Below are 13927 nucleotides of genomic sequence, written 5' to 3' on the forward strand. Positions count from 1 at the left end.
TCAACCATTCAAACTACAAAAGATATTTCAATACTATGTATTTTTCTAAGCTAAATATTTTATAATTTGCTTCAAAATATAATCTGTGGCTTTTTCTAATGAATACTTACTTGTATCAATTTTAATATCTGGACTTTCTGGCTCTTCGTACGAACTTGAGATACCTGTGAAATTCGATATCTCACCTGCACGTGCTTTCTTGTATAAACCTTTTACATCACGTCTTTCACACTCTTCAATTGGTGTACAAACAAATATTTCTACATATCCATCGCCAATAATATTTCTCGCATGATTACGGTCATTTTTATATGGCGAAATAAGTGAAGCTAACACAATAAGTCCTGCATCATTCATCAATTTGGCTACTTCAGCAATACGTCGAATATTTTCGGCTCGATCACTCTCTTTAAACCCTAAGTTTTTATTTAATCCATGACGAACATTGTCTCCATCTAATATCATTGTATGATATCCAAGAGATACTAAACGTTTTTCTACTTCGTTTGCTAATGTTGATTTTCCTGATCCGGATAAACCCGTAAACCATAACGTTAAAGGGTTATGCCCTTTTTGTTGAGCACGGATCTCTCTAGTAATATCGGTATTTTGCCATAAAACATTAGTTGATTTACGGGGAACATCATTAATTACTCCACATGCAGATGTCATATTAGTTACACGATCTATTAAAATGAAACCACCTAAGGCCTCATTCTTTTCAAATAAATCAAATACGATATTTTCTGATAAGGCAATATCGCATTCTACTAACTCATTTTTTATGATTCTGTCTGCTGATAGATGCTCTCCTGTATTAATATCAATTCTATGTTTTATCGACATTACCTTACCTGGAAGAATTTTCGTTCCTACTTTCACCAAGTAATTTCTTCCTGCAACAAGTTCAGTATTATCCATCCAGAGAATCGTTGCTGTAAACATGTTAGCAACTTGAATATTGTCAGATGTAGTTAACACACACCCACGAGATACATCGACTTCACGATCCAATTGAAGTGTGATGGCCTGTCCAACAATTGCAGAGGTTGTTTCTTGATCAGTGACAAAGATACTTTTTACTTTAGCTTTTTCATTACTTGGTAGAGTAATGACCTCTTCTCCAACTGTAATATGCCCAGCTTCAACTTGCCCTTGAAATCCACGGAAAGAATGGTTTGGTCTGGATACTCGTTGCACCGGCATAACAAAATTTATTTGTTGATTTTCTTTGTTAATATCTACAGCTTCTAAATAGGATAATAACGGCAAATTATTATACCAAGGTGTATTTTTCGATCTTTTTGTAATGTTATCCCCTTCTGTAGCGGAAACAGGGATGACTTGAATGCTTTTAAGGTTAAATTCGTACGTCATCTGAAAAAAATCATTTTTTATTTCATCAAATCGTTGCTGATCAAATCCTACTAAATCCATCTTGTTAACAGCTAATACAAAGTGTTTAATTCCCACTAGAGCACAAATCATTGCATGCCTCTTTGTTTGCGTAATAACTCCTTTCGTGGCATCAACAAGAATTATTGCTAAATCAGCAAAGGATGCTCCAACTGCCATGTTACGAGTATATTCTTCATGACCCGGGGTATCTGCAACTATAAATGAACGATAATCGGTCGTAAAATAACGATATGCAACATCAATTGTAATACCTTGTTCTCGTTCAGCCATAAGACCATCAAGAAGTAGCGAATAATCAATATCTCCACCACGACTCCCTACTTTACTATCAAGTTCTAACGCTTTTTCCTGATCAGCAAATAGTAATTTTGCATCGTAAAGCATATGACCTATTAATGTTGACTTCCCATCATCCACACTTCCGCACGTAATAAACTTTAATAAACCATTCACTTAGAAATACCCCTCTCTCTTACGCCTTTCCATACTACCAGCAGCTTCTTGATCAATCACACGACTCGTTCGCTCTGAAGAAACAGCACCAAGTGTCTCTTCAATAATTTCTTCTAAAGAGTCTGCCTTAGATTCAACACCGCCAGTAAGAGGGTAGCAGCCTAAAGTGCGAAAACGTACTTTTTTCATGATTATTCTTTCTTCATGTTCTAACTTCATACGTTCGTCATCAACCATGACAATATTTCCATCACGGAAAACAACTGGCCTTTCTTTTGCGAAATATAGTGGAACAATATCAATCTTTTCCCTTTTTATATATTGCCATATATCTTTTTCAGTCCAGTTTGAAAGCGGAAAAACACGCATACTCTCACCTTTATTAATTTGCGTATTGAAAAGTTTCCACATTTCAGGTTTTTGATTTTTTGGGTCCCACGCATGGTATTTGTTTCGGAATGAGAAAACTCTTTCTTTTGCTCGTGACTTTTCCTCATCACGTCTGCCACCACCAAAAGCAGCAGTAAAACCATACTTATCCAACCCTTGTTTTAACGCTTGAGTTTTCATAATATCTGTATAAGCAGAACCATGATCAAATGGATTAATTCCTTGATCTACACCGTCTTGATTCGTGTGTATAATCATTTCAATTCCTAATTCTTTAGCCTTCTTATTACGAAACTCAATCATTTCTTTAAACTTCCATGTTGTATCAATATGCATAAAAGGAAACGGCGGTTTTTCAGGAAAAAAAGCCTTCATTGCTAAATGAAGCATGACAGAGCTATCCTTTCCAATTGAATAAAGCATAACTGGTTTTTCACACTCTGCAGCTACTTCGCGTATAATATAAATCGCTTCAGCCTCTAGTCGGTCAAGGTGAGTTAGTGAAGTCATGGTGAGTGCCTCCTCTAATACTATTAATTTTCAACATATAAAAACCTTTCAAATTCAGTATTTTCTAAACTTTCATATATTTTTCTAACTATATTTTGGTCCAATTCTCCTTTCCAATCATTCACATCTTTTTGACCTTTATAAACACTATAAATATCATCTAGAAAAATTTTTGTAGAACTATCAATGAAATCTTCAGTTTGAATTGAGAGGTCAATATTAAAAAATTTGTAAATATGCTTAGTTACTTTCATTGGATTTTCTACCAATTCTTCATACTTAATTAACATAACACGCTCTTTATAAAGACGTTCCATTTCTAAAAATAACTTTGTCGCTTCTTTCCATTTATTGAAACCAAAATATTCTTCTGGTCTAAACATATTTTTATTTTGAGCAAATTCCCATTGATCTTTAAAGTCCCATTCTCTATTAAATTCTCGAGGTGCTTTTTTCCATGAGTTCAATACACCACATGGATTTCTAACAATTAGTAAAAATTTTATATTGCTAACATTAGATATTAAATGCGGAATTAAATAATGATATCTAACCATTTTTGTAACAAGATATTTTGGGTGTTTATTTTTTACAGTAAACTTTGGATGAATGCCAATCTCTTTTTGTTTAACTTGATCCAAAAAATCATCAGATTTATAGTATAGCTCTCGATAAAAGTTCAGTATTTCTTCATTTTTACTTTGTAAGTTTAATCTGTCTTTAAAAGCATATGAAAACAGTGGTTGGTACTTGTACCTAACCTGTGGTGAACTGTCTAGAACTTGGCCTAACCAAGTTGTTCCTGATCTCGGAACACCGTGAATTGAAATAATGTCATTAAAAGACATGTAGGTTCCTCCAATATAATTATTAAATAAATCAGTCCCATACGCCCACTAACTTCGTAATCTATATAAGTTCATAGTGATTTAAATATTTCTTTTTAATTTCTTCTTTTGGATTGAACATTAAGATATCAATAATTGATAAATTCTCAATGAATTCTTTACTTTTTTGGTTATACTTCATTTTTTTAGCCTCTAAAAAACTCATGTTTATTCCAAACTCCGAAAAATACTCTTTTGAATAAATGCTTTTGCCACCAATAGAGTTGATATAATGAGAACTTTCTAATGCTAAGTTGATAGCTAGTATACGTTCATGTCCTTTCAACTCACTTTTTATATTCAAGCTTGAAGATCTTTTGAACTGGGTATTTATATCCAAAAATTCACAAAGCTGTTTTATAACTCTTTCATTTATTTGTGCCACATTATAGTTTTCAATATCTATATTAAGACATGCAGATAATAGATTATAAATATCTATAAAGTTATTACTTTTTTTATATGCTCTTTCGATAGTCTTCAGAAAAGTATCTCGTTCTGTATAAAAGTTACCCGAATAGTGCCTTTCATTTATTTTATAGTGTCTAGGTGCTTTTTTTACACTAAATGTAAATAAGTGAGCATTATTATTTAGTAATATTCTATTTCTATTAATAAAACCTCTATTTATATATTGCACATCATCGTATACAACAAATTGATCGACAGCATGTATCAACTGGAAATAACTAATATAAGGAAATAAATAAGGCTGCATAATTGCTAGTTTCATTTATTTTCTCCCCTTAATTTTAATAAATCTCATAAGTACTATTACTTTAACTCTGATTATTTTTAGTAATTCTTTCCCACCATTCTGTATTATTTAAATACCATTGAACAGTTTGTTCTAATCCTAAATCAAAGTTGTATAAGGGACTCCACCCCAAATTACATATTTTTGTTGAATTAATCGCATACCTTTTATCATGGCCTAACCGGTCAGTTACAAATTCAATTAAGGACTCTGATTTATTTAAGGACTTAATAATCTTTTGAACAACTTCTAAATTTGTTTTTTCATTATGTCCACCGATATTATAAACTTCACCAATTACTCCTGTATGTAAAACAATATCAATTGCCGAACAATGATCATAAACATGCAACCAATCACGTATATTCTTTCCATCTCCAAACACTGGGATTTTTTCATTACTTAATGCTTTACATATAGTTAATGGGATTAATTTTTCTGGAAATTGATATGGACCATAATTATTAGAGCATCTTGTAATATTAACTGGTAGTCCATATGTCTGATGATATGCTCGTACTAAAAAATCAGATGATGCTTTACTTGCACTATATGGACTATTTGGCTGAAGAGGAGTTTCTTCAGTAAAAAGGCTTTTCGTGTGAAAATCAAGTTCTCCATAGACTTCGTCTGTAGAAATATGGACAAATTTCTTTACTAACGTTTCTTTAGCAGCATCAAGTAACACTTGAGTACCTAGCACATTAGATCGTACAAATATATCTGGTTCAATAATAGATCGGTCAACATGACTTTCTGCAGCAAAATGCACAACATAATGAAACTTTAGCTCTTTAAAAAGGGAAATAATTTTTTTCCGGTCGCCGATATCTGCTTTAATAAAGTGATAGTTATCTTTATTTATTATATCTTTATGTTTTGTTAGTTCTCCTGCATATCCTAATAAGTCTAAATTATATATATTATATTTAGGATAGTTGTTAACCATATAATGAACAAAGTTACCACCTATAAACCCTGCACCGCCAGTTACTAATATGTTCATATATAATTCCCTCACAATTTCATAACGTTAATTCTTTGTGCCTTGAGGCTCGAGCAATTTCTTCTATGTATTTTCCATAATTTGTTTTCAACAATGGTTTTGCTAGCTCACATAAATCCTCGGTAGTAATATAACCTTTTCTGAAAGCAATTTCTTCAATACAAGCAATATATAAACCTTGGCGCTTTTGAATTGCTTCAACAAAATTTGATGCTTCATTTAATGATTCATGCGTTCCTGTATCTAGCCAAGCAATACCTCTACCTGTAATTTCAACCTTTAATTTACCACGCTTTAAGTACTCATCTATAATTGAAGTAATCTCCCTTTCTCCTCTTTTAGATGGTTCAACTTTTTTTGCTACTTCAATAACATTACTATCAAAAAAGTATAAACCAGGTACTGCTAACGAAGATTTTGGGCTTTGTGGTTTCTCTTCAATTGATATTGCATTCTGCTCGTTGTCTACTTCAATAACACCATACGCTTGAGGGTCTTTGACGTAGCAACCAAAGATGATTGCCCCATCTCTTAACTTAGCAGCCTTTTGTAACTTATTACCGAAGTTAGAGCCATAAAATATATTATCACCTAAAACTAGAGCAACCGGTGAGTCACCAATAAAATCTTCTCCAATTATAAATGCTTCAGCTAAGCCATTCGGCTCCTCTTGAATGGTATACTCAAACCTTAAACCAAGTTTACTACCATCTCCTAATAACTCCTCAAAAACTTGCACATCTCTTGGTGTTGATATAATGAGAATTTCCTTTATTCCAGCGAGCATTAAAACTGATAGTGGATAATAAATCATTGGTTTGTCATACACAGGAAGTATTTGTTTTGACACAGCTTTTGTCAATGGATATAAGCGCGTACCTGAACCACCGGCTAGTATTATTCCTTTCACTTGAATCCTCCAATAATTAATATTTGTATATATGCTAACTACCATTATTCAAAATAATGTCGCAAATCCTATCAACATCTTTTAAGTCTAAACTAGAGTATAGGGGCAATGTAAGTACTCTTTCCGCAATATATTTTGCTACAGGGGTATCGTTTACATCAAATATTCCTTTATAGCATTCCATATCATTAATAAGTGGATAAAAATATTTTCGTGAATAAATATTTTTTGTTGCAAGTTCCTCTATTATCTCGTTTCTATTCAAATTAAATCCATCAAAGACGACTGGGAAATATGAATAATTGCTTACCACTTTAGGTTGTGGTTTACATATCTTAATCCCTCTTACATTGCTCAACCTATCAATATACCTTTCAGTTAAAATTTTTCGTTTATAAATCTCTTTATCTATAGAACGTAAATTACATAACCCCATAGCTGCTTGAAACTCATTCATTTTTGCATTACACCCAACGTAATCAACAGTCTCTGGACCTGTGATACCAAAGTTTTTTAAGCTATTTAACTTTTTCATCAACCCTTTATCATTAGAAACTACTGCACCACCTTCAATAGTATTAAAAACCTTTGTAGCATGAAAACTGAACATGGAAGCATCTCCAAAATTTGCAACCCCCACACCGTCCACAGTCGTTCCAAAAGCATGTGCGGCGTCGTATATGACTTTCAAATTATATTTCTGTGCAATTCTATTTATCTCGTTAACATTACAAATATTACCGTACACATGTACTGGAATGATAGCAGAAGTCTGTTCAGTAATTAGACTTTCTAATTTGTCTACATTGATCGTATAGTCACCTTGGCTTATATCACAGAAAACTGGCCTCAAGCCATTTCTAATAATTGCATGTGTTGTTGATACAAAAGTAAAAGGGGTAGTAATAACTTCTCCAGAAAGGTTGTAGGCTTCTATCGCAAGCTCTAATGCAAGGTGACCATTAGTAAAAAGTGAAACATATTGAGCATTTAAAAATTTTGATAGTTCTTCTTCTAAGTTCCTATGTTTGACACCCACATTAGTTAACCAACGACTTTCCCACAATTCTTTTATCTCTGTTATGTAATCTTCGAAAACCGGCATTGAAGGGCATGATACTTGAATTTTATTCATAGATTTCACCTCTGTGATTCTTCTTAACCTTTAGAAAAAATTCTATATATGTATGTCATTTAAATAGCTTTCACAATACAGCTATTCATTCTTTATATTATCCACATAGTACCGAACTATTAAGAAAAACCAGGTAAAATCATTACCCGGTTTTCTATTTCTCTAATTAATGTTGGAAAAAGAATACAAACCATTAAATATATCAATTATAGGCTAGCGAGTTTTATTTAAATACTCAGAGAGTTGAGGATATTTAGTAATAATATCTTTAAGCATGAGGGAAGCTTGTTCATGTTCTCCAGTAGCATTTAAAATACCTAGTCGCCATTCAAAATAATTAGTTAGTCTTAGCATTAACCATTCATGCAAAGCTTCTTTACTATAGCCATTTTTTTCTAAAGCAATACCTTGTAAGCTTTTCAGTTCATCAATCGTAGAATAATCGTATTCTAAAGGCATGTTATAGGTAAGACTTTGATTATGTATTCTATAGACTGCGACCTGTTCTTTAATAAACCCAACATCTCCTGCTAGCATTAGCTTTAAATGTAAAAAGAGATCCTTAGATTTTGTACGCTCTTTAAAACAGTTTAATTCAAGTGCCATTTCTCGATCAAAAACAGTCGTTAAGAACCCTGTTATTTGTGGATATTCATTGGTTTCAAAATTGATAAAATACTCTTTTCCATCTGTGATTAGCGGAATATTACGTTCTAATCTTATTAAATCACCATTTTCTTCATTTTTCGCAAAACAATTTGCCCAAACAAATGATATATTAGAATACATCCGCAATAAATATACAGCCTGTGAAATATAATCCTTTTTTATTAAATAATCATCATGGTTAAGGATCATAACATATCTTGAATTACAATGATTATATAATAGGTCTCTTGAATTGTTACCAGCACCCATATTTTCTGTTCTTTTAATGTATGTGAGATTAGGATATGCCATATAATCCCGCATTATCTCATCAGTACCATCATTAGAATTATCGTCACCTACAATAATATCCAAGTTAGGATAATCCTGAGACAAGGCACTTTCAACTGCTTCTTTTAAATAGTTTTTTTGATTATATGAAGGTATAATTATGCTTACTGAAGGAAATACAAGTTTGTTTATATCGCCATCAATTGCTGATTCAAATATGTTTTGTAGTTCCTCAGTTCCTTCATACATTGACTCTAGCTCAGTTTCCAATTCATTATCTTTGGTAAAACGAAAAGCTAAACCGTAATATTTTGCAGCTTCTTCTAAATTACTTAATTTCTCTAGCGCATAAGCATAATTAAAATAAACATCACTATTTTTATGGTCTATTGTAATTGCCTTTTCGAAACAACCAATTGAGGATTGATACTCACCTACCTTTAAACACAAAACCCCTCTCAAATTCCAATACTCAGCATGACTTACACACTCAGCTTCAACTTCAATAATTAAATTAAATGCTTCTTCTATCTTATCGTTAATAATGTAGTCTGTAATTCTTTTAAGGACATCCATTATTTCTCTCCCCCAAAATCTAGAGGCCCTTTATTTTATTAGTTATGTCCAATTATAGAAACTAATAATTATCCTCTTTTTAATGCTTTTATACGTGATATTGCTAACTCATATCCATATGCAGCTGATTGTTCATAATAATCTAGTGCCTTGTTTAAATTACCTGTCACCTCATAAAACACACCGAGATTATATAATGGTAAAAAACTACTCGACCCTTGCACATATTCTATGTAATCCTTTTTCTGTAACTCTATACACCTTTTATAACTTTCTTCGATTTTTGGAATATAAGCCTCAGCTTTTTCTGGAGACTTAAATGAAATATCCATATAATATAATCCCTTTGCAAAATGATAATCAGTAATTTTATCTAAAAGATTTTCATTTTGCTTTATGACACTTAATACTTCTTCTTTCCCACATTCTTTTCCACTACTAATGAGTTCAATTACTAATTCACCATAATACGGAGCAGCTTTATTTATAAGTTCATACGATTTCTTCAAAAAATAAAAAGCTTCATTAAACTGTTTAGTTATGCGTAACTCTTTACCTAGTTGAAAAAGATAATAGGTTTCAGTTGGCTGTTTTTTCAAAGTTTTTAAAAGTAATGGGATATTCCGGTGGCTCTTGTTCGTTTGAAAATATCCATCATGATAGACTACAAGGTCTAGTTTAACCCTAGGTTTCTCACTATCCAGTTGTTCATGTACAGCTCCAGTAAATCTTATGTCTCTAGGAAAAAATCTAGACACATATGCCTTTGAATGAAGTAGTTGATTATCTTTTTTAAAATGACTATCAATTTGGATTCTACCAATGAGGTTGTTATCCATAATAAACTCTAGTTCACTTCTACTTCCTTTGACTACATATTCGTCAGCATCTAGTACAAAGATATAATCTCCTGTTGCTTTTTTAATCGCAAAGTTCCGTGCCAAGGAAAAGTCATCACACCAATCATAATGATACAGTGCTACATTATTGAACCTTGTTAATATTTCAAGTGTATTATCAGATGATCCAGTGTCGACTACCACTATTTCATCTACTAAGCCAATAGCACTCTTAATACATCTTTCAATATACCTCTCTTCATTTTTAACAATCATTGTTAAAGAAATTCTCACTTCTATTCCTTCTCTCTCACTAAGACACCTAAATACATTAAATTAATATGAACCTAATAACACTTTTCTAAATAAAAGCTGTTCAAAAAGGTTTGTTTTGCACTTTGCAATGTTTGATTATATCGTTCATCTCCGGTTAGTGTATTTTCTAAGATCAATTTATAAAATCTAAAATCTTCATTAAAAATAGATTTTGCATAATCAGCTATTTTCATAGCATGATCTATTTGATTTGTTTGTGACAAACTAGTTATAATGTTTAAAAAATCTTGTTCGACAAAGTGGTTCCAATCTGCCTTTTCATATAGCTGAATTGCCTTTGCTTGAAAATCGTTTGCAAATAATAAAGCAGCTACTTTAGGAATGCTACTCTTTTCAATATTTTGTATATTACTTAAGATCTTGTCACAAAGAGAAAATTGCTTATAGTTTATCAATATTTGTACAGACTGAACCAATAAATTCTCTTCTATCACTTCATCCAAAGATTCGTTTTGAAAAATTTTCATAAATATAGAAAACTCTTTTATTTCCCCAATTTTTTTAATTAGTTCTGCAATATTACTATTTTGTTCGTTATTCTTGATTAATAAGATCACATCAATAATATTAAGCCAATTTGATTGGATCAATTCCTTCATAACTGGATACTTTAATATATCATCGAACTCTTCGATATCTCCTTCTTTATCAATACAAAATCTTTTTAACAATCCTACTTTATGTAAAAGATTATTTTGCTCGTGAAAATGTTCAAGAATAGATAATGCTAGTTTAGCATTACCAATGTCAAAACTTGATTTAATATAATACTTTAAATTTTTGGCATCTATTAGTTCTTTTTCTGTCAAGAATTTTGCGATTTCTTCATACGCATGAAATTTATTTAAGATATAGATTACCTTTTGAATGCTTTGCCCATTGTATTTATTAATATTCAATACACTAGTGAAGTGATAAATTGCTCGTTCATACTCACCTTCATAAAGAAAAATTTCTCCTAATAGTAGGTAGGGCTTCTGATCCTTCAAATCTGTTCTCAGAATAATATGATCATATAGCTCATTGTTATTTATTAATTCGAGCAACACTCTTTTAGCATCATCCAGTTGTCCTCTATGGAAAAATATATCACCTTTTAAATAAAGAAGTTCAGGTGATGTAGGATATATTTGTTCAGAGTCGTTAATAACATCTAATGCTGCATTATATCTCTTTAGGTTTATTAAACAGACGATTATTTGGATTACAGTAGCAGAAACCCAAGCAAGACGAAAATCGGCTTTCATCTTATACGCTTGTATATAAGACTCAAGTGCTTTTGAATATTCGCCCTTTGACATGTATTCATTCCCAAAATTAAAATAGTCAAACGCGTTAATCGCACCACTTTTCATTTCTTTGTCTAATAGTTCCTTATTTCTCTTATTTTTCTTCTTTTCGTCAGCTGTTTGTTTTAAGTAACCTGAATGAAATATTAATAAACTCGATTGTTTCGTTTTCAACGGCTTGTTATTTTGGGTTTTAAATTGTTCATGTATTTTACGATAATAACTAATTTCACCATTATTCATGTATATTCTATCATGGGAATTTTGAACTAACCCTTCACCAAAATCACCCACAAAGTTTAATATTTTTGGCGCATATACGTCATATATACCATTATCATTTCTTATTTCTTGAATAAAGCTTTTAAAATTCTCTTCATCAACATATTCATCAGCGTCTAAAACAAGAATCCATTCTCCAGTAGCTTGAGATGCTGCATAGTTACGAGCAGCTGAAAAATCATTTATCCACTTAAAGTCATAAATATTAGTAGTATATTTCTCTACAATTTTTTTAGTAAAGTCTGTTGATCCAGTGTCTACCACAATAACCTCATCTACTAAGTGAGCAACAGAAGATAAACAGCGATCAATCACTTTTTCTTCATTTTTGACAATCATACATAATGACATAAAAGGTTTCATTTCAGTTATCCCCCTAGGTGTAATCATTTTAATAAAAATATCGTGCTCGTAACAAAAGCACGATATTTCTATAAAATGACTACTCTAAATTATCGAAGTAATTGTAATACTCCTTGAGGCTGTTGATTTGCTTGTGCAAGCATAGCTTGAGCTGCTTGAGCAAGAATAGAATTCTTAGTTTGTTCCATCATTTCCTTAGCCATATCAACATCACGCACGCGAGATTCAGCTGCAGTTAAGTTTTCACTAGCTGCACCTAAGTTGTTAATCGTATGTTCAAGACGATTTTGAACAGCTCCAAGTTTTGAACGTTGACTAGATACAAGCTCAATTGCAGCATCTACTGCACTAATTGATGCACTAGCTAAAGTATTAGAACCTACTGAAATGGATGTAGTAGTAAGACCTAATGATGCTGTCCCCATATTTGAGATTTGAACATTTATAATTTGGCCCTCATTAGCACCAATTTGTAATGTTCCACTAAAGCTTCCATTTAATAAGTTCTGAGTGTTGAATTCAGTTGTATCTTTAATTCTATCTATTTCAGACATCAATTGATTTAATTCATCTTGAATAGCTGTACGGTCAGCAGTAACGTTTGTGTCATTTCCACCTTGTACTGCTAATTCACGCATACGTTGAAGGATTGCATGAGTTTCATTTAATGCGCCTTCTGCTGTTTGAATTAAAGAAATACCATCTTGTGAGTTTTTCGAAGCCATATCTAAACCACGAATTTGTCCACGCATTTTTTCAGAGATTGCTAGACCTGCAGCGTCATCTCCAGCACGGTTAATACGAAGACCAGAAGATAACTTCTCCATTGATTTACTTTGTGCTGAATTAGCACTTGTTAACTGCTTGTAAGTATTTAATGCTGCAATATTGTGATTAATTCTCATTTTAATAATTCCTCCTTGAAATTGTGTTGTCCACATCCTTGTGGATTTTTTGTAGACAGGAAAAAGTCGGCCGCCTTTTTCCCATCTCGTACTTTATATATCGACGCTTTTTCTGTTGTTTTAATAGTTTTTTATAATAATTTGATGAAAAAGATATTTTTTTGTTGAAGAGGTGAAAAAGGAATGTTTCTTATTAGAGTAGATCATGAATAAAACCCCTTGCCAATGTTGGTTAGAGGTTTCGTTTTAATTGACTATTCAGCTGACTTAATAAATCCTTTGAAGCGCTTGTTGCTTCGTTATTTTCTTGCTGTATCGCTATATAAATTTCTTGTCGGTGTATTTCAACCTGCTTTGGAGCTTCTATGCCTAGCTTGATTTGATCGCCATCAATATCTAAAACCGTGATTTGTATGTCTTCACCAATATGTATTGCTTCATTCTTTTTCCTCGTTAATACTAGCATAGTGCTCCCTCCTTATTTGACCGACTGTGCCTTTTGCTTAAATAAGGCATGCTTAGTTTGGTAGGGCGTATTTGCTAAGATGACTTGTTTACCGAGGTGTTTGTTGGCATTGATGACGATCGGCGCTTGTAGATTAACCGTTGTTTGATCGAATGGATCTTGAACGGTTAATATATTGTAAACAGCGATATCTTTTTCAGATGTGATGTGCAATTGCTTAATGATATGATCTTCAAGCTGAAAATCATAATCTGTAAAATAAGTGAATGCTTCAATGATGACAAATGCAACAGCTGCTGTAGCTGTTGATTGTAAAATCGAAAATGATGTGTCATCTGAGAAGGGTAAAATGACAAAATGCTTTTTTTTGAGAAAACCAGGTATGCCATTCTCAAATGTGATAACACCCTCTTCCTCAACCTGTATTTCACCATGATATTTTGTTTGAATTTTCATCTTTTCATT

Annotated in this window: 13 protein-coding genes; all 13 read right to left on the minus strand. The window is 32.2% G+C overall.

Annotated elements, in window-relative coordinates:
- Positions 1-45 precede the first annotated feature (45 nt).
- Positions 46-1872: an adenylyl-sulfate kinase gene (gene cysC, locus ACSVDA_RS14625; RefSeq protein ID WP_485884174.1), complete on the minus strand. Its 1827-nt coding sequence runs from the start codon at positions 1870-1872 to the stop codon at positions 46-48.
- Entirely contained in the window at positions 1873-2772 is a 900-nt protein-coding gene (gene cysD, locus ACSVDA_RS14630; RefSeq protein WP_485884175.1) for a sulfate adenylyltransferase subunit CysD, read from the minus strand. It lies immediately after the preceding gene.
- Positions 2773-2795: 23 nt separating this feature from the next.
- Entirely contained in the window at positions 2796-3620 is an 825-nt protein-coding gene (locus tag ACSVDA_RS14635; RefSeq protein ID WP_485884176.1) for a sulfotransferase family protein, read from the minus strand.
- A gap of 61 nt (positions 3621-3681) precedes the next feature.
- The gene (locus ACSVDA_RS14640; protein ID WP_485884177.1) at positions 3682-4392 is read right to left on the minus strand and encodes a WbqC family protein; all 711 of its coding nucleotides are present in this window, start codon (positions 4390-4392) and stop codon (positions 3682-3684) included.
- A gap of 46 nt (positions 4393-4438) precedes the next feature.
- The gene (gene rfbB / locus ACSVDA_RS14645) at positions 4439-5422 is read right to left on the minus strand and encodes a dTDP-glucose 4,6-dehydratase (RefSeq protein ID WP_485884178.1); all 984 of its coding nucleotides are present in this window, start codon (positions 5420-5422) and stop codon (positions 4439-4441) included.
- A 19-nt stretch (positions 5423-5441) separates the two neighbouring features.
- Positions 5442-6332, minus strand: coding sequence for a glucose-1-phosphate thymidylyltransferase RfbA (gene rfbA, locus ACSVDA_RS14650; protein ID WP_485884179.1), 891 nt, complete (start codon positions 6330-6332; stop codon positions 5442-5444).
- A 34-nt stretch (positions 6333-6366) separates the two neighbouring features.
- A complete protein-coding gene (locus ACSVDA_RS14655) occupies positions 6367-7467 on the minus strand; it encodes a DegT/DnrJ/EryC1/StrS family aminotransferase (RefSeq protein ID WP_485884180.1) in 1101 nt (366 codons plus the stop codon).
- A 213-nt stretch (positions 7468-7680) separates the two neighbouring features.
- Positions 7681-8982 carry a glycosyltransferase family 2 protein gene (locus ACSVDA_RS14660; RefSeq protein ID WP_485884181.1) on the minus strand — a complete coding sequence of 434 codons (1302 nt, stop codon included), beginning with the start codon at positions 8980-8982 and terminating at the stop codon, positions 7681-7683.
- A 68-nt stretch (positions 8983-9050) separates the two neighbouring features.
- Entirely contained in the window at positions 9051-10115 is a 1065-nt protein-coding gene (locus tag ACSVDA_RS14665) for a tetratricopeptide repeat-containing glycosyltransferase family 2 protein (protein ID WP_485884182.1), read from the minus strand.
- Positions 10116-10168: 53 nt separating this feature from the next.
- Positions 10169-12091, minus strand: a complete 1923-nt coding sequence (locus tag ACSVDA_RS14670) for a glycosyltransferase (RefSeq protein ID WP_485884183.1) — start codon at positions 12089-12091, stop codon at positions 10169-10171.
- 89 nt (positions 12092-12180) lie between these two features.
- Positions 12181-12996 carry a flagellin N-terminal helical domain-containing protein gene (locus tag ACSVDA_RS14675; RefSeq protein WP_485884184.1) on the minus strand — a complete coding sequence of 272 codons (816 nt, stop codon included), beginning with the start codon at positions 12994-12996 and terminating at the stop codon, positions 12181-12183.
- 232 nt (positions 12997-13228) lie between these two features.
- Positions 13229-13462 carry a carbon storage regulator CsrA gene (gene csrA / locus ACSVDA_RS14680; protein ID WP_485884185.1) on the minus strand — a complete coding sequence of 78 codons (234 nt, stop codon included), beginning with the start codon at positions 13460-13462 and terminating at the stop codon, positions 13229-13231.
- Positions 13463-13474: 12 nt separating this feature from the next.
- Positions 13475-13918 carry a flagellar assembly protein FliW gene (gene fliW, locus ACSVDA_RS14685; protein WP_485884186.1) on the minus strand — a complete coding sequence of 148 codons (444 nt, stop codon included), beginning with the start codon at positions 13916-13918 and terminating at the stop codon, positions 13475-13477.
- Positions 13919-13927: the final 9 nt, after the last annotated feature.

It is taken from the genome of Cytobacillus sp. Hm23, from assembly GCF_051842895.1.
In the GTDB taxonomy this organism is placed as follows: Bacteria; Bacillota; Bacilli; order Bacillales; family SM2101; genus Nanhaiella.